Raw genomic sequence first — 17,874 nt, forward strand, 5'->3', positions numbered from 1 at the left:
GAAAGGCGGGGAACGGCGTGCGTTCTGTCAGCGTATGGGCTGCTCTGCTCGGCGTCGAGCGGGCGGTGGTGGAGGACGTCGAGTTCGACGACGAAGACGCGTTGTTGGTGGTCCATGTACGGGTGCGTAGAGGGGCGCGGCGGCGGTGTCCGTACTGCGGCCGGCGGTGTCCGGGTTTCGACGCCGGTCACGGGCGGCGGCGGTGGCGGGCTCTGGATCTGGGCACGGTCAGGGCGGTCGTCGAGGCCGACGCGCCACGGGTGTCCTGCGCCGAGCACGGCGTGGTGGTCGCGGCGGTGCCGTGGGCGCGTCACAACGCCGGACACACCCGGGCGTTCGACGCCACCGTGGCGTGGCTGGCGGTGCGCACCGCGAAATCGACGGTGTGTCAGCTGATGCGCGTCGGTTGGCGCACCGTCGGGGCGATCGTGGCCAGGGTATGGGCCGACACCGGCGAGGTCACCGACCGGTTCGCCGGGCTGCGTCGGATCGGCATCGACGAGATCGCCTACAAGAAGGGTCACCGGTACCTGACCGTCGTGGTCGACCACGACACCGGCCGACTGGTGTGGGCCGCGCCGGGCAAGGACGCCGCGACGTTGCACGCCTTCTTCGACCAGCTCGGTGAGCAGCGCGCCGCGGCCATCACCCACGTGTCCGCCGACGGCGCCGACACGATCGCGAAGGTCGTCACCCGCCGCTGCCCGCAGGCGGTGCGGTGCGCCGACCCGTTCCACGTCGTGGCCTGGGCCACCGAAGCGCTGGACCTGGTACGCCGACAGGCGTGGAACCAGGCCGCCGGACGCGGCACCGGCCGACGCAACACCGCCCGGGGCGACGCCCGCACACTCAAGAACGCACGGTGGGCCCTGTGGAAGAACCCGGACAACCTCACCGAGGCACAGAAGGCAAAACTCGACTGGATCGCCAGGACCCAGCCCCAGCTGTACCGGGCCTGGGCCCTCAAGGAAGGCCTCCGCGCCGTGTTCGCCATGGCCAAGGACAGCCCGGCAGCGGCACTCGAAGCCCTCGACAGGTGGATCGAGTGGGCCCGCCGCAGCCGTATCGACGCCTTCGTCGAACTCCAACGCCGGATCACACGCCACCGCGACACGATCCGCGCCGCGATCGAACACCAACTGTCCAACGGACTCATCGAGTCAGTCAACGCCAAGATCCGGCTGATCACCCGGATCGCGTTCGGCTTCCACTCACCCCACGCACTGATCGCCCTCGCCATGCTCAGCCTCGGCGGCCACCGACCACAACTACCCAGATGACGATCCAGAACCGACCCACACAAACAACACAAGACCCATAATTATTCCTCAGAGGAATATCGTTCGGACAGGCGTCCTGGTGTGGCGCCGTCACGGAAGGTGACGTGACGGGCCGGGGTGGAATGCCGGCGTGGTGTGGCAGCATCGGTGCGGTGAAGGCATTCATCCCCTGGCTGGTCGTGCTGCTCCTGGTCATCGGCCTGAACGCGGTCGGGCTACGCCCGTTGGCCACCGCGCTGGCGTTGGGCTGGCTGGTCTACTGCATCTGGACCTGGGTACGCCCGGGACGCCGCCCGTCGTAGCCGATTCAGGGCCAGACCGCGACACGCCGCGAGTCGGTAATTTCCGGATTAGCTTGACAGCCTGGCTACGCACTGCAAATCTACGACTACGTCGCGTCACTAAGTTGTCACGCTGACGCGCGGGGGAACCAAACCGGGGGGATGCGCGGGGCGGCTGCAGGTGAGCGGAGCGGACGCTCACCAGGCGGCCGCCCCGCGTACGTAAGGCCCAATCCCGCAGCCGACCGAGACCAGGCGGACCGACGGAGACCAGGCGGACCGCAGACTAGGCAGGATCCAGGTTGACCGAGGCGACGAACGCCTCACCCGCGCCGGAGATCGTCAGCGACCCCGGTCGGGCCGACCCGACCGCTGCCTGCCCCGGCGGTACGGCGACCGCCGCGACCCCGTCGTCCACCGTGACTGCGCCGGTGAGGCAGAGCACCACCCGAGGGCCGGCCGCCGCCACCGCCGCCTGTGGCACGTCGGCGTCGAGCACCACCCGGTGCAGGCTGAACTCGGCTGCCGGTACCGGCCAGGTGATCACCCCGGGGGCGACCGACCGGGGCCGTACCACCGGCTCGTCGAGCACGTCGAAGCGCAACACCCGCAGCAGCTCGGCGACGTCGACCCGCTTGGGGGTCAGCCCGCCGCGCAGCACGTTGTCGCTGGCGGCCATGATCTCGATCCCGGCACCGCGCAGGTAGGCGTGCAGATTGCCGGCCGGCATCCAGACCGCCTCGCCGGGGGCCAGCCGCACCCGGTTGAGCAGCAACGCGACCAGCACCCCGGGGTCGGCCGGGTAGTGCGCGGCCAGGTCGGTCAGCAGCGCACCGTCGGCGGCGTACCGGGCCGGCAGGCCGTCGACCGCCGCAACCGCCGCCGCAACCAGCGCCGCCCGGTCGTCCGCCGGCCAGCCGAGCAGCGTCTCGATCGCCTCCGGCAGCCCGCCGGTGCCGGTCCGCAGCGACTTGACCACCGGCTCCAGGGCGTCGAGGCGCAGCGCCGCCACCGCCTGCGCGGACCGCGCCGGGTCCCGGAAGCCACAGAGCGCGTCGAACGGGCTGATCGCGACCAGCAGCTCCGGCTTGTGGTACGGATCGACGTAGTTGCGCGCCCCACTCTCGGCGCCACCGGACCGCTCGGCGGCGTACCGCTCCCGGGCCCGCGCCGCGTCCGGGTGGGCCTGCAGCGACAGCGGCGTCCGCGCGGCGAGGACCTTCATCAGGTACGGCAACCGGCCGTCGAACCGGGCGGCGGTCGGCCCGCCCAGCCAGCCCTGCGGATCCTGGTCGATCAGCTCCGCCAGGCTGACCGGCGCCCCGTTCCGCTCGACAGTGGACGGAGCGGCCGGGTGGGCACCCAGCCACAGCTCTGCCTCCGGCCCCGGCGACGGGGACGGCCGGCCCTGCAACTGGGCGATGACCTCCCGCGACCCCCAGGCGTAGTCCCGGATCTGGCTGGTCAACAGTTCCACGACGGCCCTGCCTCAGGTGGTGGAGAGTTCCTTCATCTCGGTCACCGCCGGAACCGCCATCGGATCCAGATGGTGGGCCAGCGCCAGATACACCGAGGCGAAGTCCGGCACCGCGATCAGCGAGGCGAGCCGCTCCAACGCCGACCCGCCCTCGGCGGTCAACACGTCGCAACGCACCCCACGGCGGTCGGCGAGGGTCTGCACCGCCTCGGCCCGCCGCTCCTCCACCACCAGCGGCTCGTCGGCGTCGTCCTCCGGGTTCAGCCCACCGTCGCGCAGCAGTACCAGCCGCAACCGGGTCGGTGGCTCCTCGGCCTCGTCCGGGTCGGCGAAGATGTCCCGGCTGGACTCGCCGAGACCCCCGAAGACCCCGTCGAGCAGGCCGACCCGTCCCCGGCCGGCCTCACCGAGCGCGCCGGTGACCACCGGATAACGGGCGTTCGTCGACAACGAGTCACCGAACCGGCGGGCGGCGACCGACGCCACCGGCGACGAACCCCAGACGATCGGCACCGAACCGGCCAGCCCGAGCGCGAGCGCCTTCGCCGGGTTGACGAACGACTCCGCCGCCGGCCGGCACCGTTCCGCGTCGGCGTCGAGCCGCGCGGCGGTCTCCGCGAGGTCCGCCTCGTTCACCTTCACCAGCCCCAACGCCCGCGCCGCCAGCAGCACCGGCACGGTCAACGCCCAGAGGCTGGCCCGTGCCGGAGCCCGACGCGGCACCGGGATGAACGGCGCGCGGACCCCTTCGGCGACCGACTGCAGCTGCGAGTCGGGGGCACCGACGGCGACCAGCCGGGCCCCGCGCCGGGCGGCGGCCTGCGCCGCGCCGAGCGCTTCCGGGCTGCGCCCGGAGGCGCTGACCGCGATCACCACGTCGGCCGCACCGACCCAGCCGGGCACGCCGGCGCTGCGGTGCGGGATCACCGGTACGGGGCAGCGTGGGCCGGCCACCGTGGCCAGCACGTCACCGGTACGCCCGGCGGTGCCGATCCCGGCGATCACCACCGCCCGGGGCCGCCCCTCGTCGCTGAGCACCCCGAGGTTGGCCTCGGCGGCCAACGCCGCCGACTCGCGTACCTGCGCACCGGCCGAGGCGGTGAACCGCAGCATTCCGCCCGGGTCGGCGAGGCCCAGCGCGTCGACGTCGTCGAGCAGCGCCTCGTCGGCGACCCGCTGGCCCACCACCCCGGAGGTCCCGTCGATCGGCAGCGCCATCAGGACGCCTCGCCCGGCATCCGGGCCTCGTCCAGCATCAGCACCGGGATGCCGTCACGCACCTCGAAGATCCGGGAGCACTCCGGGCAGGTGAGGGTCTGCGCGTCGGCATCGTAGGTCAACGGTGTGTGATGCGTGTCCGGGCAGGCCAGGATCTCCAGTAGCTGCGAATCCAGGGCCATCGGGTGGCTCCTTCCACGTCGCGGGGTGAACCCGAAGATGATCCTAGCCGCGGACCAGCGCCAGCACGCCGTCGCGCAGTTGCACCATCCGCTCGGTGGTCGGCGCCTCGACGTTGAGCCGCAGCAACGGCTCGGTGTTCGACGCCCGCAGGTTGATCCAGGAACCGTCGTCAAAGCTGACGGTCAGCCCGTCCAGCTCGTCGAGGTCGGCGTCGGCGTACGCGGCCTTGACCTCGGCGAGCTTCGCCTGCTGGTCGGTGACCGTCGAGTTGATCTCGCCGGAGGCGACGTACCGCTCGAACTCGTGGGCCAGCTCGGACAGCGGCTTGTCCTGCTCGCCGAGCGCGGCCAGCATGTGCATCGCGGCCAGCATCCCGGTGTCGGCGAACCAGAAGTCCCGGAAGTAGTAGTGCGCCGAGTGCTCACCGCCGAAGACCGCGTTGGTCCGGGCCATCTCCGCCTTGATGAACGAGTGACCGACCCGGGACCGGACCGGCTCCCCGCCGTTCTCCCGGACGATCTCGGCCACCGCGCTGGAGGTGATCAGGTTGTGGATGACCGTCTCACCGGGGTGCTTGGCCAACTCCCGGGTGGCGACCAGGGCGGTGATCGCCGACGGGGAGACCGGCTCGCCGCGCTCGTCGACGACGAAGCAGCGGTCGGCGTCGCCGTCGAACGCCAGACCCAGGTCGGCGCCGTGCTCCCGGACCGCCTTCTGCAGGTCGACGATGTTCTTCGGATCGAGCGGGTTCGCCTCGTGGTTCGGGAACGACCCGTCCAGCTCGAAGTACATCGGCACGATGTCCAGCGGCAGCGCCGGCAGCACCGTGGCACCCAGTACGGCGGGCACCGTGTAGCCGCCCATCCCGTTGCCGGCGTCGACGACCACCTTCAGCGGCCGGATCCCGGACAGGTCGACCAGGGTACGCAGGTGCGCCGCGTAGTCGGCGAGCAGCTCACGCCGCTCCACCCGCTCCGCACCGGACGGTGTCTCACCACTGTCGAGCAACGCCTGGGCACGGTCGCGGATGTCGGTCAGCCCGGAGTCCTGGCCGATCGGCGCCGCCCCGGAACGGCACATCTTGATCCCGTTGTACTGGGCCGGGTTGTGGCTGGCGGTGAACATCGCACCGGGCAGCTCCAACGCGCCGGAGGCGTAGTAGAGCAGGTCGGTGGAGGCCAGCCCGGCGTGCAGCACCTCGGCCCCGGCGGCGTTGGCCCCGGCGGCGAACGCGGCGGCCAGCGGCGGGGACGACTCCCGCATGTCGTGGGCGATGACGATCCGGTCGGCCTTGTCGCCCAACTCCTTGAGCACCTGCACGAACGCGGTGCCGAGGGCCCGGGCCACCGTTTCGTTCAACTGGTCGGGAGTGGTGCCACGGACGTCGTAGGCCTTGACGATTTTGGACAAGTCAGACAAGGTCTCGCTCCTCAGCCGCGCCGGTTGCCAACACAGGTGAGGGTAACGGAGCAGCGTCCGGCCGATTTGGCCAAGGCGGTCGGGCCACCCTCCGGCCGTCCGATGTTCATCCTCCCGCCGACCGGCGACGCCGCCGCGTCACCGGATCGTCGCAGGTCAGCGCTGAAGTCGGGGCAGGTCAGCGCTGAATCCGGGGCAGCAGCATCGTCGCCGAGCCGGCGGCGTCCGTACCGTCGGCACCAGGAGTCGCGTGCCGACCACCGCGCCCCCGGCGTACCAGCAGCACCAGCAGCGCCACCCCGACCGCGACCATGCCCAGGCCGACGGCGAGCACCCCGACCCCGATCCCGGGCCTTTGACCCGGCTCACCGCCGGACCCGGCGGCGGCGACCAGGTCCGGGTCCACCGGGGCGGCGACCGGCGGCGGGCTCGGGCTCGCCGCCGCCGGCACCTCGGTCGGCTCCGGGGTCGGCTCCCCGGTCGGCGACGGCGGGGCCGGCGCGTAGCTGCCGGCGAGCCGGCCGGTGGCCTTCTTCGACCCGGCCGTACGCCCGAGCAGGTCACCACCGGCGGTGTACGCCTCGGCGACGACGTGCACGGTGCCGGCCGGGGTGCCGGCCCGCAACGCCACCTGGTAGCGCACCGACCGACTCTTGCCCTTGCACAGCTCGTCTTCCGCCGGGGCGGTCCGGTCGGTGACCAGCAGCCCGTCGCCGTTGTCGGCGATCGGCACCCGCACCCAGTCGTCGTCGATCCGCACCTGCACGGCGACCTGGTCGACGGTTGCGCCGGGCAGCCGGATCGCCAGGGCGGTACGCAGCGACACGCACCCGTCGGAGCGCTTGGAGACCTTCACCGTCACCCCGGCGGCCTTCTCGCCGACGGTGAACCCGCCGGGCAGGCCGAGCTGGACCCGCACCTGGTCGTCCTGCGCGTACGCCGGTGCGGCGCCGGGCAGCGCTGTGCCGGCGCTCAGCAGGAGCACCATCGCGACCTGGGCCGCCGTACGCCGTACCGCCATGTCCCGCCTCGCCTCCCGCGTCGCCGGCACCCGCGCCTGCGACGCCGTCGCGCGACAGGTTACCGCGCGGACGCTACGCTGCCGGTCCGCGCAGCGCGCCGAGCTGGTGGGAGACCAGCGCCAGAGGCGGTGGTCAGAGATCGAGTCCAGTGAGGACCATCACCCTGGGCTCGGTGTAGTCGTCCATCGCGCTGCGGACCCCTTCGCGGCCGACGCCGCTGCCCTTGACCCCGCCGTACGGCATCTGGTCGGCCCGGTACGACGGCACGTCACCGACGATCACCCCGCCGACGGCGAGCGTGCGGTGCGCGGCGAACGCCGTCTGCAGCCGGCGGGTGAAGACGCCGGCCTGCAGCCCGTACGCCGAGTCGTTGATCGCCGCGAACCCGGCGGCGTCGCTGTCGACCCGTTGCACGACGAGCACCGGGCCGAAGACCTCCTCGGTGAGCACCCGGGCACCGGCCGGCACCTGCGTCAGCACCGTCGGCGGGTACGTCGCACCGGCACGCCGGCCGCCGACGTCGATCGTCGCCCCAGCGGTCACCGCCTCGTCCACCCAGGACTCGACCCGGATCGCGGCGGTTTCGTCGATCAACGGGCCGACGTCGGTCGCCTCGTCGGCCGGGTCACCGAGGCGCAGCGCCGCCACGGCGTCGACGAGCCGGGGCAGGAAGCCGTCGTAGAGCCATTCGTGCACGTACACCCGCTGCACCGCGATGCAGCTCTGCCCGGCCTGATAGTTGGCGAAGGTGGCGATCCGCTGCGCCGCCCAGGTCAGCTCCTCGTCGCCGGCCCAGTCCTCGCAGATCAACGCGGCCGCGTTGCCGCCCAACTCCAGGGTGACATGCTTCTCCGGCGCTGAGCGGCGGATCAGCGCGCCGACCGGGCCGGAGCCGGTGAACGACACCACCGGCAGGCGTGGGTCGGCGACCAGACCGCCGGCCCGGTCGTTCGGGACCGGCAGTACGGAGACCATCCCGGCGGGCAGCCCGGACTCCGGGCCATCCGGCTCGGTGACCTCCGCGATCAGCTCACCGAGCAACAGCGCGGTCAACGGGGTCGCCGGAGCCGGCTTGACGATGATCGGTGCGCCGACCGCGATCGCCGGGGCCACCTTGTGAGCCACCAGGTTCAGCGGAAAGTTGAACGGCGAGATGCCCAGGACCGGGCCGCGCGGCACCCGACGGACCAGCGCGATCCGGCCGGCGGCAGCCGGGTCGGTGTCGAGGCGCTGCAGGTCACCGGAGAAGCGCCGGGCCTCCTCGGCGGCCCAGCGGAACGTGGAGACCGCGCGGGCCACCTCGGCACGCGCCCATTTGATCGGTTTGCCGTTCTCGGCGGTGATCAGCCGGGCGATCTCGTCGGCGCGCTGCGCGAGCCGGGCACTGATGTGGTCCAGCGCGGCCGCCCGGCGGTACGCCGGCAGCGCGGCCGCCACCGGCGCGACCCGGTGCGCGGCGGCCACCGCCTGCTCGACCTGGTCGGGCGTGGCGTGGCTGGTCCGCCCGACGAGCCGACCGTCGTACGGGTGGTGCACGTCGAGCGGCTCGTCGCCGTGCGCCGGCTCGCCGGCCAGCCAGAACGGCGTACGCGGGGTCGGGTCGGCAGGTTCCATCCCGCCAGCCTAGGGTCAACAGCCGCGTCGGGGCAGTACGCCGCTCAGACCACGCCACGGGGCAGCCGGTAGCCGAGTTGCTGGGCGTAGGTCAGCAGCGGGCGGGTCGTCGGGACCAGCATCGTCGCCTCCGTGGACCAGTGGTGTCCCCGGTTGCCGTCGAGCCGACGACGCCGTACCGCTGTCTGCTCGCGCCGGAGTGCTTCCAGTCGCTGGGACGCCGCCGACCGGCTGGAAAACCGGTCCCGGCAGCGCAGCCACCAGTCACCCATCATCTCGATGATCATTTCTCTCCTTGATCAAGAATCAGTTTTTCGTACGTCCGGCAAGTCGATGAAGCCCTCGACGCTGGACGAATATCTCCCGCCGCTCAGCGGCGTTCCCGTCACGGTCGATCACGTATCCGGTGAGCCAGACCCAGCCGTCGTACGTCCACTTCCGGTCGACCGAGATCACCCGGAACCGGAACCCCCGGCCGTCGGCGAACTGCACGCTCGCTGCCCGGCCGATCACCAGTACGTCGCCCGACTTCGGCTGCGGCTCCCGGACCAGCCGGCTAGTCAGAGTGCCTGACCAGCGGCCAGGTCGGCCGCCCGCAGTACGGACACCACCGGGACTTCACCCGGAACGACCACAGCCCGGCGGCAAAGCCGAGCAGCGCCGCCCCGACCACCGCTTCGATTCCCACCATCCACACTCCTCTCACCCACTAACGGCGGTGCGTCGATTTCCACCCTGGACTATCGGCCGGCGTACGTAGAAGATGAACCAGGTTGAGATCACAGGCATCAGTAGGTATTCGGGGTGATAAACATGAGTGAACTCACGACGGAGCTCCGACGGCTCCGACTGGCCCGGCGCATGAACCAGACCCAGCTGGCAAAGGCGCTCTCGGTGTCGAAGTCGTTGATCGCCAGCTTCGGGACGGGCCGGCTGGTGCCGCAGGAGGACACCGCGCAGGCCATCGACCAGGTGCTGAACTCCGGCGACAAGATCCAGAAACTCGCCGAGGAGGCACGTGGAGACCTCAAGCCGTGGCTGCGGTCCTGGGTCGAGCACGAACACCGCGCGATCCTGCTGCGGGCCTGGGAGCCGACGTTGATTCCCGGACTGCTGCAGACCGAGGCGTACATGCGGCTGGTCTTCGCTGGAGTACCCACCAACAAGGGCCCGATCGAGGAGGTGGTCGCGGACCGGCTGGCTCGGCAGGCTGCGGTGCTGGACCGGGAGCCACCGGTGGAGTTGATAGCGCTGGTCGAGGAATCCGCGCTGCGACGTGGTCCCCGCGAGGTGATGAAGGAGCAGCTCGCCCACCTGGTCGACCTCGGGCACCGGCCGACGGTGCGAATCCGCGCGGTCCCCGACTCGGCCGGGCTCCACGCTGGCCTCAGCGGACCGCTCTCGCTGGCCACCCTGAGCGACGGACGACGCGTCGGCTACCTCGACGACCTGCTGCGCGGTCGCCTCGCCAGCACCACTGGTGACGTGCTCGAGCTGGAACTAATCTGGGAGGCAATCAACGAGTTGGCGCTCTCCGCCGACCAGACCAGGGACCTCATGTTAGGGATGATCCAATGAGAACTGAACCAGCCTGGCGGAAGTCGTCGCGGTCCAACGGCGCATCCGGCAACTGTGTCGAGGTGGCCGACAACCTGCCCGGCCGAGTCCTGGTCCGCGACACCAAGGACCGCGACGGCGGCACCCTGACCTTCGGCCCATCCGCCTGGCGCTGCTTCGTCGAGCTGGCCAAGCAGATTCCCTGAGCTGACGCCAACCTCCGGCGAGACTACGATCCCCGGCCGTGGCGGTACGGGTGTGGCGTCGTCCAGGCCTGTGGTGGGCGGCGGGGATCGTGGTCGTCGCACTCCTCACCTGCTGGTTCGGCAACGCGTCCCTGAAGGCCTCCGCTCGGGACGAACAGCGCAAGTCGGACCATAGCCTAGCGACCTACCTGGGGCTGCTCGTGGCAGGCGATTACTCCGGAGCCCGGCTGATGCTCTGCGGCGGAGACGACATGGCCCTCGCCCGGCTCGGCGATACGGAGCTGACGGCATGGACAGAGCACGGGATCAGCTCCTTCACCGTACGGGGAGCCCGACCCTGGTCCTCGATCGACGGCCACGGAACGGTCTACGACGTAGATCTGACCTTGTCGAGGGAAGCGACGGCCACCATCGACGTGGTGGTGGAGATCATCGACGATGAACCATGCATCGGCACGGACTTCCCCGTCTGAAGGCCGCTCGGGCAAGAGCCCGAACCCGTCGCCACAGCGTTGGCCGGTGGTCGCTCCGCCGATCGCGGTCGGCGTACTGCTGCTCGGCCTGCTGTTCAAGACGGCGACGACCACATACGTCGTCACACACTTGCGCGCGGTAGATGACGGCGTGTCCCCGGAAGACGCCGCGAACCGGAACGGACTGGAAGATCTCGCCCTTGATGTCGTTGCCAGACTTGAGTTGACCATGTCTGGCCTGGCCATTGCCGGGCTACTTTTGTCGATCACCGGTCTGGTCCGTGGCAGCGGGTGGGCACATGTCACGACCTGTGCTCTGGCCTCTCCGTTCGCGCTGTTCTGCGGCATACTGCTGGTCGACGGCAGAGGCTCCGCCGTGGCGGACATCGACGACTTGGGCCACGTCGCCCCCAGGTTCGAGATCGTACCGACCTGGGTCTCCGTCTGCGACACGCTCGGGCCACCGCTGCTCGTCGCCGGGGCGATCGCCGTCCTCGTCCTGCTGTTCCTGCCCCCGGTCTTCCGCCGTTTCTACCCGCGCCCTACCAACAGCCCGGCCCCCGGAGTCGAACTGCTCTCGGTTAACCGAAGTCCGCAAAGCCCAAGATCAATGTGAGCGGTATCGTTCTCAAATCCGCACCGTAGCAACGATGGCGCTCACATTGATCTTGTCGACCCTGCGGCCCGACCAGTCAGGCCGACGCCGGGAGCTGGAAGCCTGCCGGTTGGCGCTCGGTCGTGGCGGCCAGTTCGGCGACCGTGGCGGCCGGGGTGGGGATCAGCGGGGTGGTGGCCAGCCAGGAGTAGATTTCCGGCAGGCTCAAACCCGTTGGGACCGCCCCGGTGAAGGCCTCGAAGTACAGCGGAGTGTTGGGGCCGATGCGCCAGCTCTCGGCGAGGCCGCCGACATCGACGGTGTCGAAACCGAAGTCGTCGATCAGCTCGGTGACCTGCGCCTTGGCGGCGGGGTCATCGCCGGTGACGGGCAGAGCGGTGCGGTCCGGGGCACCGGCCGGGCGGGCCAGTTCGCGCAGCAGCCTGCCGTTGACGTCATGGAACGCCTTGACCACGGATGAGCCGGACAGGAACCGTTGCACGAGTTCGCTGGAGGTGAGTTCGTCGGCGTCGAGTTCCGGGTGCGCCCAACCCGTCACGGCCGGCGCGTAGTTCATGGTGTCGATCACCGTCCTGCCGGCGAGCGCCTCCCGTGGCAGTTGCTCGTAGTTGGCCAGCGGAATGGTCGCGACCACGAGGTCGCCCGCTTGTGCCGCCCCGGTCGGGGTGGCGGCGCGGGCGAGTGGGCCAAGCTCGGCGATCAGATCACCGAGGCTCTCCGGTCCGCGCGAATTGCTGATCACCACCTGCCAGCCGGCGCTGACCGCGCTGCGGGCGATGGCAGAGCCGATGTTGCCGCTGCCGATGATGCCCAGCGTTCCTGCCATGTGACGTACTCCTCCGCAAAGGGATGAAAGGTTGCCGTGGCTACGCTAGGAGCTGCCATTGATGTGAGGTCCCGATGATGTGGTGGTGGTCATAGTGCGCATCGGGGAGCTGGCGGCCCGCACCGGTGCCAGCGTGCGGTCGCTGCGCTACTACGAGGAGCAGGGCCTGCTGACGGCCGAGCGGGACTCGGCGGGCCGCCGCCGCTACGCCGAAACGGCTGTCGCCCGGGTGGCGCTGATCCGGCGAGGGTTCTCGGCCAGCCTGTCCAGCCGGGTGATCGCCGACCTGCTCCCGCTGCTCGAGGCCGAATGCGTACCTCGGTCACGAGCCCTGCTGGACGCGGAGCGGGAGCGGCTGGAAGCGCAGATCGCCGCGATGACCCGGGCCCGGGTACGCCTCGACGAAGTCATCGCCATCGCGACAGACCCCACCTGGAAATGCGACGCCTAGGCATCCTGGACTTGCCGCGGGCCAGGGCGCGGTAGGCGGGCCGCCGCCGGGACGATCGCCGCACGGACCAGCTGCCGGATCCCATTGACCTTGCCCTGGGCGGTGTGACTATGAGTCCCGTTGACGACAACCTGCATGTGGTGTGGAATATGTTGCATGCCGGTGCCAGGACGCGTGGGGGTTATGTCGCGGTCCCTGCTACGGGAGAACGCCTACCGGTGGATCCGGGACGCCATCGTCGACGGCACGTTGGCACCGGGCGAGCGGCTCAACGACGCGGAGCTGGCGGAATGGCTGGGAGTGAGCCGCACCCCGGTGCGCGAGGCCTTGACCCGCCTCGAGGAGATGGGCCTGGTCAAGACGAAGCCCGGCCGCTACACCATGGTGAGCCCGCTGGATGCCCACGCCGCGCGAGCGGCGCAGACAGTCACCGCCGCGATGCACGAGCTCGCGGTCCGCGAAGCGGTGCCCCGGCTGTCCGCCGATGACATCGAGGCCATGCGGGCGGCCAACGGTCGTTTCGCGGCAGCCTTGCAGGCTGACGACGTCGACGCGGCCATCGCAGCAGATGACGAGTTTCACGGCGTTGCGGTGGTTGCCTCCGCCAATCCGGCACTTCGCACGGTTCTGGAGCAGTTCACGCCCGTACTCCGGCGACTCGAGCGGCTGCGTTTCTCCTCGCTGAGCGGCCGCAGCTCGGTGGCTCTGCACGAGCGCATCATCGCGCTGTGCGAGGCGCATGACGTCGAGGGTGCCGCCACGGCCGCCCGGGAAAACTGGATGAGCCTGGACGAGGCGTTCGAACTGGGAACGGCCGGCGATTCGCCTGCGTGACGACCCGTTGGAGACTGTGACGATGCGTACGGGTCTGACCATCGGCGAGTTCGCCACCGTGACACACCTCAGCGTGCGGACCCTGCGGCGCTATCACGAGTCCGGGTTGCTGGCACCGGCGAAGGTGGACCCCGACACGAGCTACCGGTACTACCTGCCCGACCAGATCGCGACGGCGCAGGTCATCCATCGGCTCCGGGAGCTCGACGTGCCCTTGGCCGAGATCAAGTCGATCATCACGACCGACGACCCGCATCAGCGCGCCGATCTCATAGCGGGTCACCTGCACCGGCTCGAGGCCGAACTCGACCGTACGCGGGCAGCGGTGGTGTCGCTGCGCCAGTTGCTGCTGCCCGACGCTGCGGTGCTCGATGTCGAACTGCGTTCGGTCCCCGCCCGGACCGTGGTCGCCGTCAGCGCGGAGGTCCGGCTCGAGGACTCCCTCGACTGGTTCGACCGGGCGATGGACGACCTGGACGCAGCCTTTCCACCGGACGAACGCTCCGGGCCGGCCGGCGGTCGGTACGCCAACGAGCTGTTCACCGGTGGGACCGGGGTCATGACCGTCTTCCGGCCGGTGCACCGCCCGCGTGGCGATGGCCGGATCAAGGTCGTCGACCTTCCGGCGGCCGATCTGGCCGTGGCCGTCCATGCGGGCCCGCACGACGACATCGATGTCACCTACGGTCGCCTGGGGAACTGGGTGGCTTCGCATGCGCTGGCCGTGGACGGGCCCGTTCACGAGACGTACCTGGCGGGTCCCCGCGATACCGGGGACGCTCGACGGTGGCGGACCGAGATCGGCTGGCCGGTCTTCCGGCTGACCCCCGGCAGCTCACAGTGACGCAGCACCCGAACGGGTAGTGCGCCGACGTCCTTGACCCTCTCCCTGGGGGAGGCTCGATCGTTGGGCTATGAACATGGAGCCGAACCGAGAGACCGCCGTCACCTGGGAAGAGTTGCCGACCGCCATCGCGGTGTACCTGCCCGCGCATCAAGCCCGGGACCCCGAGACCGCCATCGGAGCGTTCGCCGTGGACGCGGTGGTGACGGACGAAGGCCGCACCTACCGGGGCCTGGACGAAATCAGGACATGGCTGGTAGATGGGGGCAGCGGGTACACGTACACCACGGATTTCGTCGGCGCCCACCGCGTCGGTGATGCCCAGTTCGACGTGGTGCAGCACCTGGAGGGCAACTTCCCGGGCGGATCAGCGGATCTGCACTACCGGTTCGACCTGGACGGCGCCTCCATCACCCGGCTCACCATCGAGCCATGACCGCGCAGCCAGCTTGCCGCATCGTGCTCCATGCAATATATTGCACATCAGAGGTAGCGACCGCGACCTCAGCGAGTACCCCGCCGGGCGACGCCTGCGCGGCGACGGAAGGACGAGCCACATGAGCGGCACCACCGGTGGTCAGGAGATCAAGAATGTCGTGCTCGTGCACGGCGCATTCGCTGACGGTTCGGGCTGGCGCGGCGTGTACGACAGGCTGACGGCCCAGGGCTACCGGGTCACCATCGTGCAGAACCCGCTCACCTCGCTCGAGGACGACGTCGCGGCGACCCGGAGAGTGCTCGACCAGCAGAACGGCCCGACGATTCTCGTCGGGCACTCGTGGGGCGGCACCGTCATCACCGAGGCCGGGGTCCACCCGAACGTCGCCGGGCTGGTCTACGTGTCAGCGCTCGCGCCCGACGCGGGCGAAACCACCGCCCAGCAGTACGAAGGGTTCGCCCCGACGCCCGACTTCGTCATCGACGTCACCGAGGACGGATACGGCTTCCTCAACCCGGAGAAGTTCAAGGCCGGGTTCGCGGCGGACGCCAGCGACGCCGACGCTGCCTTCCTCCGCGACTCGCAGGTGCCTGTCAACATGGCGGCGTTCTCGACCCCGGTGAAGAACGCCGCCTGGCGCCACAGGCCGAGCTGGGCTGTCATCGCGACCGAGGACAAGGCGTTCGACCAGGCGATGCTGCAGCACATGGCCAACCGGATCGGTGCCACGATCACCAACGTCCCGGCCAGTCACGCCCTGTACGCCACACAGCCAGGCGTCGTTACCGACGTGATCGTCACCGCCGCGCAGAACGCCGTCAGCGTCGCTCGCTGAGACACGACCCGACGGCCGTCGCGGTCGGCCACCAGATTCCGCCCGTCGCTTACAGTTGCGACAGGAACTCCTCGATCGCCGTACCGACGTCGCCGAGTGCCTGGGCGTAGGCCCGCAGCGGACCGGGTGGCCGTAGGCCATGGTCGCCGCCGGTGATCGTGACGACCCGCTTGCCCGTCGCCGAAGCGACGTCCGGTAGCCAGCTGCTGTCGCGGGTCCCCCCGACGAGGAGCGCGGGTGCCGGGTTCCGGCCGATCGCCTCGGCGACGACCTCGATGTGCAGCAGCGGGGTCAGCCAGATCGCCGGAAGTTGCCGTTCAGCCGCGAGCACGGCGGCGTAGCTGCCGAGCGACTTCGCGACGACCACCGGTTGTGCGCCGGGTGCAGACATGGTCAGCCGGTGGATGGCCGCCGCCACGTGTGCCCGGACGAACGGTTCCGGCCCGATGTTCAGCAGCCCGTCCGGGACGTCCCACCGCACCGTCTCCACTGGCGTCTCGCGGTCGGCGAGCGCCTCGCGGGCAAGGTCGAGCAGGGGCGCCTGCGGGCCGTAGCCACGCCCGGGAACGATGACGCCAGCGATCATCCGACGACAGTACCGACCCGGTACAGCGCCTCACGAGGTCGGACCGTCGACACGGTCGAACCCGGCGCAGCGTGACCAACCCGGCCACACCGTCGGTCGCACTACGCGGTGCGCACGGAAACAGTCGCCGTACCCCTTGTCTGCCGCGATTTCGGTCGCAAGGATGGCTCGTAGCTGGCGGATACCTCATCCTGACCTGATCCGATTCCTGACCTGATCCGATTCCTGACCTTGATCCGGGCCGACGTGCGGGAGCCGAACGATGACCGACAAGCAGACCCTGCGCAACTTCGTCGACGGCGGGTACGTCGACCCGGTCGACGGCGGCTACCAGGACCTGGTCGACCCGTGCACCGGTGAGGTGTTCGCCCAGGCCCCGACCTCCGGCCCGGCCGACGTCGACCGGGCCATGTCGGCGGCGGCCACCGCGTTCGAAAGTTGGCGGGACACCACCCCGGCGCAGCGGCAGCTGGCGCTGCTCAAGCTCGCCGACGCGGTCGAGGCCCGCGCCGCCGACCTGGTCGACGCCGAGGTACGCAACACCGGCAAGCCCCGGCAGCTGACCGCCGACGAGGAGCTGCCGCCCTGCGTCGACGAGTTCCGCTTCTTCGCCGGTGCCGCCCGGGTGCTGGAGGGCAAATCCGCCGGCGAGTACCTGGCCGGGCACACCTCCTACGTACGCCGGGAGCCGATCGGGGTCTGCGCGCAGGTCACGCCCTGGAACTACCCGCTGATGATGGCGGTCTGGAAGATCGCCCCGGCGTTGGCCGCCGGCAACACGGTGGTGCTCAAGCCGTCCGACACCACGCCGCTGTCCACGCTGCTGCTGGCCGAGATCGCCGCCGAGTTCCTGCCGCCGGGAGTGTTCAACGTGGTCTGCGGCGACCGGGACACCGGCCGGGCACTCGTCGCGCACCCGACGCCGGACTTCGTGTCGATCACCGGGTCACCCCGGGCCGGCATGGAGGTGGCGGCGGCCGCCGCCTCCGATCTCAAGCGCACCCACCTGGAGCTGGGCGGCAAGGCCCCAGTGGTGATCTTCGACGACGCCGATGTCGCGGCGGCGGCCGAGGCGATCGCCGGCGCCGGCTACTTCAACGCCGGGCAGGACTGCACCGCCGCGACCCGGGTGCTGGCCGGGCCGGGCGTGTACGACGACTTCGTCGCGGCGCTCACCGAGCAGGCCCGGGGTACGAAGACCGGCCTGCCGGACGAGCCGGACGTGGCGTACGGACCGTTGAACAACGTCGACCAGCTCGGCCGGGTCACCGGCTTCGTCGACCGGCTGCCGGACCACGCGCAGCTGCACACCGGCGGCGTACGGGTCGGTGACCGGGGCTTCTTCTACGCCCCGACGGTGGTCTCCGGGGTGCGCCAGCCCGACGAGATCATCCAGGACGAGGTCTTCGGCCCGGTGATCACCGTGCAGCGGTTCACCGACGAGGACGAGGCGGTCCGGTGGGCCAACGGCGTCCGGTACGGACTCTCCGCGTCAGTGTGGACCCGCGACCACGGGCGGGCGATGCGGATGACCCGCCGGCTCGACTTCGGCTGCGTCTGGGTCAACACCCACATCCCGTTCATCTCGGAGATGCCGCACGGCGGGTTCAAACATTCCGGGTACGGCAAGGACCTGTCGATGTACGGGCTGGAGGACTACACCCGGCTCAAGCACGTCATGCACGCCATCGACAGCTGAGCTGCCGCTGGTCC

The 17,874-nt window shown here is 70.5% G+C and carries 23 protein-coding genes; 12 read left to right on the plus strand and 11 right to left on the minus strand.

Translation table 11 applies throughout. The annotated features are described in order from the left end of the window. Positions 1 to 17: 17 nt before the first annotated feature. Positions 18 to 1,280 carry an ISL3 family transposase gene (locus tag O7623_RS15820; protein ID WP_282223817.1) on the plus strand — a complete coding sequence of 421 codons (1,263 nt, stop codon included), beginning with the start codon at positions 18 to 20 and terminating at the stop codon, positions 1,278 to 1,280. 152 nt (positions 1,281 to 1,432) lie between these two features. Then, positions 1,433 to 1,582, plus strand: coding sequence for a hypothetical protein (locus O7623_RS15825; RefSeq protein ID WP_282223818.1), 150 nt, complete (start codon positions 1,433 to 1,435; stop codon positions 1,580 to 1,582). Positions 1,583 to 1,847: 265 nt separating this feature from the next. Here O7623_RS15825 and manA read toward each other — a convergent pair whose 3' ends face one another. From manA to O7623_RS15870, 9 genes are all read right to left on the minus strand, one after another. Next, positions 1,848 to 3,038, minus strand: a complete 1,191-nt coding sequence (gene manA / locus O7623_RS15830; RefSeq protein WP_282223819.1) for a mannose-6-phosphate isomerase, class I — start codon at positions 3,036 to 3,038, stop codon at positions 1,848 to 1,850. 12 nt (positions 3,039 to 3,050) lie between these two features. Beyond that, on the minus strand, positions 3,051 to 4,256 hold the full coding sequence (locus O7623_RS15835) for an SIS domain-containing protein (RefSeq protein ID WP_282223820.1): 1,206 nt from the start codon (positions 4,254 to 4,256) through the stop codon (positions 3,051 to 3,053). Continuing rightward, positions 4,256 to 4,438 carry a Trm112 family protein gene (locus O7623_RS15840; protein WP_282223821.1) on the minus strand — a complete coding sequence of 61 codons (183 nt, stop codon included), beginning with the start codon at positions 4,436 to 4,438 and terminating at the stop codon, positions 4,256 to 4,258. The genes O7623_RS15835 and O7623_RS15840 overlap by 1 nt, the downstream gene beginning before the upstream one ends. Positions 4,439 to 4,481: 43 nt before the next feature. Beyond that, complete coding sequence (locus O7623_RS15845) at positions 4,482 to 5,858, minus strand: phosphomannomutase/phosphoglucomutase (protein ID WP_282223822.1); 1,377 nt, start codon at positions 5,856 to 5,858, stop codon at positions 4,482 to 4,484. Positions 5,859 to 6,036: 178 nt separating this feature from the next. Beyond that, complete coding sequence (locus tag O7623_RS15850; RefSeq protein WP_282223823.1) at positions 6,037 to 6,909, minus strand: hypothetical protein; 873 nt, start codon at positions 6,907 to 6,909, stop codon at positions 6,037 to 6,039. 103 nt (positions 6,910 to 7,012) lie between these two features. Continuing rightward, a complete protein-coding gene (locus tag O7623_RS15855; RefSeq protein ID WP_282223824.1) occupies positions 7,013 to 8,494 on the minus strand; it encodes an aldehyde dehydrogenase family protein in 1,482 nt (493 codons plus the stop codon). Between the two features lie 44 nt (positions 8,495 to 8,538). Continuing rightward, complete coding sequence (locus tag O7623_RS15860) at positions 8,539 to 8,781, minus strand: hypothetical protein (RefSeq protein WP_282223825.1); 243 nt, start codon at positions 8,779 to 8,781, stop codon at positions 8,539 to 8,541. A gap of 19 nt (positions 8,782 to 8,800) precedes the next feature. After that, on the minus strand, positions 8,801 to 9,007 hold the full coding sequence (locus tag O7623_RS15865) for a hypothetical protein (protein WP_282223826.1): 207 nt from the start codon (positions 9,005 to 9,007) through the stop codon (positions 8,801 to 8,803). Between the two features lie 43 nt (positions 9,008 to 9,050). After that, positions 9,051 to 9,185, minus strand: coding sequence for a hypothetical protein (locus tag O7623_RS15870; protein WP_282223827.1), 135 nt, complete (start codon positions 9,183 to 9,185; stop codon positions 9,051 to 9,053). A gap of 122 nt (positions 9,186 to 9,307) precedes the next feature. Between O7623_RS15870 and O7623_RS15875 the strand changes: the two genes are divergently transcribed. From O7623_RS15875 to O7623_RS15890, 4 genes are read left to right on the plus strand one after another with little or no spacing between them, the layout of a single operon-like run. Then, entirely contained in the window at positions 9,308 to 10,072 is a 765-nt protein-coding gene (locus O7623_RS15875; RefSeq protein ID WP_282223828.1) for a DUF5753 domain-containing protein, read from the plus strand. Then, a complete protein-coding gene (locus O7623_RS15880) occupies positions 10,069 to 10,257 on the plus strand; it encodes a DUF397 domain-containing protein (RefSeq protein WP_282223829.1) in 189 nt (62 codons plus the stop codon). The genes O7623_RS15875 and O7623_RS15880 overlap by 4 nt, the downstream gene beginning before the upstream one ends. 38 nt (positions 10,258 to 10,295) lie before the next feature. Then, complete coding sequence (locus O7623_RS15885) at positions 10,296 to 10,730, plus strand: hypothetical protein (protein WP_282223830.1); 435 nt, start codon at positions 10,296 to 10,298, stop codon at positions 10,728 to 10,730. A gap of 46 nt (positions 10,731 to 10,776) precedes the next feature. Further along, a complete protein-coding gene (locus O7623_RS15890; RefSeq protein ID WP_282223831.1) occupies positions 10,777 to 11,346 on the plus strand; it encodes a hypothetical protein in 570 nt (189 codons plus the stop codon). 76 nt (positions 11,347 to 11,422) lie between these two features. Here the strand turns inward: O7623_RS15890 and O7623_RS15895 are convergent, their stop codons facing one another. Continuing rightward, a complete protein-coding gene (locus tag O7623_RS15895) occupies positions 11,423 to 12,172 on the minus strand; it encodes an NADPH-dependent F420 reductase (protein WP_282223832.1) in 750 nt (249 codons plus the stop codon). Positions 12,173 to 12,257: 85 nt separating this feature from the next. On the opposite strand from O7623_RS15895, the gene O7623_RS15900 reads away from it, so the two are divergent. From O7623_RS15900 to O7623_RS15920, 5 genes are all read left to right on the plus strand, one after another. Next, positions 12,258 to 12,623, plus strand: coding sequence for a MerR family transcriptional regulator (locus tag O7623_RS15900; RefSeq protein WP_348775089.1), 366 nt, complete (start codon positions 12,258 to 12,260; stop codon positions 12,621 to 12,623). Positions 12,624 to 12,806: 183 nt separating this feature from the next. Next, positions 12,807 to 13,457 (plus strand): GntR family transcriptional regulator, encoded by a 651-nt coding sequence (locus O7623_RS15905; protein WP_282223833.1) that lies wholly within the window; start codon positions 12,807 to 12,809, stop codon positions 13,455 to 13,457. Positions 13,458 to 13,479: 22 nt separating this feature from the next. Beyond that, the gene (locus O7623_RS15910) at positions 13,480 to 14,301 is read left to right on the plus strand and encodes a MerR family transcriptional regulator (protein ID WP_282223834.1); all 822 of its coding nucleotides are present in this window, start codon (positions 13,480 to 13,482) and stop codon (positions 14,299 to 14,301) included. 76 nt (positions 14,302 to 14,377) lie between these two features. After that, positions 14,378 to 14,737: a nuclear transport factor 2 family protein gene (locus O7623_RS15915; RefSeq protein WP_282223835.1), complete on the plus strand. Its 360-nt coding sequence runs from the start codon at positions 14,378 to 14,380 to the stop codon at positions 14,735 to 14,737. A gap of 13 nt (positions 14,738 to 14,750) precedes the next feature. Then, positions 14,751 to 15,575: an alpha/beta hydrolase gene (locus O7623_RS15920; protein ID WP_282223836.1), complete on the plus strand. Its 825-nt coding sequence runs from the start codon at positions 14,751 to 14,753 to the stop codon at positions 15,573 to 15,575. 49 nt (positions 15,576 to 15,624) lie between these two features. On the opposite strand, the gene O7623_RS15925 is transcribed toward O7623_RS15920, so the two are convergent. Beyond that, complete coding sequence (locus tag O7623_RS15925) at positions 15,625 to 16,161, minus strand: alpha/beta hydrolase (RefSeq protein WP_282223837.1); 537 nt, start codon at positions 16,159 to 16,161, stop codon at positions 15,625 to 15,627. A 262-nt stretch (positions 16,162 to 16,423) separates the two neighbouring features. Between O7623_RS15925 and O7623_RS15930 the strand changes: the two genes are divergently transcribed. Beyond that, on the plus strand, positions 16,424 to 17,860 hold the full coding sequence (locus tag O7623_RS15930; protein ID WP_282223838.1) for a gamma-aminobutyraldehyde dehydrogenase: 1,437 nt from the start codon (positions 16,424 to 16,426) through the stop codon (positions 17,858 to 17,860). The last annotated feature ends 14 nt before the right edge of the window (positions 17,861 to 17,874 follow it).

Origin of the sequence: Solwaraspora sp. WMMD791, from assembly GCF_029581195.1 — a bacterium.
In the GTDB taxonomy this organism is placed as follows: Bacteria; Actinomycetota; Actinomycetes; order Mycobacteriales; family Micromonosporaceae; genus Micromonospora_E.

Bases quoted from the DNA above. Each gene is read 5' to 3' on its own strand.
- O7623_RS15880 (WP_282223829.1), top strand. From the start codon at position 10,069: ATGAGAACTGAACCAGCCTGGCGGAAGTCGTCGCGGTCCAACGGCGCA.
- O7623_RS15895 (WP_282223832.1), bottom strand. From the start codon at position 12,172: ATGGCAGGAACGCTGGGCATCATCGGCAGCGGCAACATCGGCTCTGCC.
- O7623_RS15870 (WP_282223827.1), bottom strand. From the start codon at position 9,185: ATGGTGGGAATCGAAGCGGTGGTCGGGGCGGCGCTGCTCGGCTTTGCC.
- O7623_RS15915 (WP_282223835.1), top strand. From the start codon at position 14,378: ATGGAGCCGAACCGAGAGACCGCCGTCACCTGGGAAGAGTTGCCGACC.
- O7623_RS15855 (WP_282223824.1), bottom strand. From the start codon at position 8,494: ATGGAACCTGCCGACCCGACCCCGCGTACGCCGTTCTGGCTGGCCGGC.
- O7623_RS15925 (WP_282223837.1), bottom strand. From the start codon at position 16,161: ATGATCGCTGGCGTCATCGTTCCCGGGCGTGGCTACGGCCCGCAGGCG.
- O7623_RS15835 (WP_282223820.1), bottom strand. From the start codon at position 4,256: ATGGCGCTGCCGATCGACGGGACCTCCGGGGTGGTGGGCCAGCGGGTC.
- O7623_RS15875 (WP_282223828.1), top strand. From the start codon at position 9,308: ATGAGTGAACTCACGACGGAGCTCCGACGGCTCCGACTGGCCCGGCGC.
- O7623_RS15840 (WP_282223821.1), bottom strand. From the start codon at position 4,438: ATGGCCCTGGATTCGCAGCTACTGGAGATCCTGGCCTGCCCGGACACG.
- O7623_RS15930 (WP_282223838.1), top strand. From the start codon at position 16,424: ATGACCGACAAGCAGACCCTGCGCAACTTCGTCGACGGCGGGTACGTC.
- O7623_RS15910 (WP_282223834.1), top strand. From the start codon at position 13,480: ATGCGTACGGGTCTGACCATCGGCGAGTTCGCCACCGTGACACACCTC.
- O7623_RS15860 (WP_282223825.1), bottom strand. From the start codon at position 8,781: ATGATCATCGAGATGATGGGTGACTGGTGGCTGCGCTGCCGGGACCGG.
- O7623_RS15905 (WP_282223833.1), top strand. From the start codon at position 12,807: ATGTCGCGGTCCCTGCTACGGGAGAACGCCTACCGGTGGATCCGGGAC.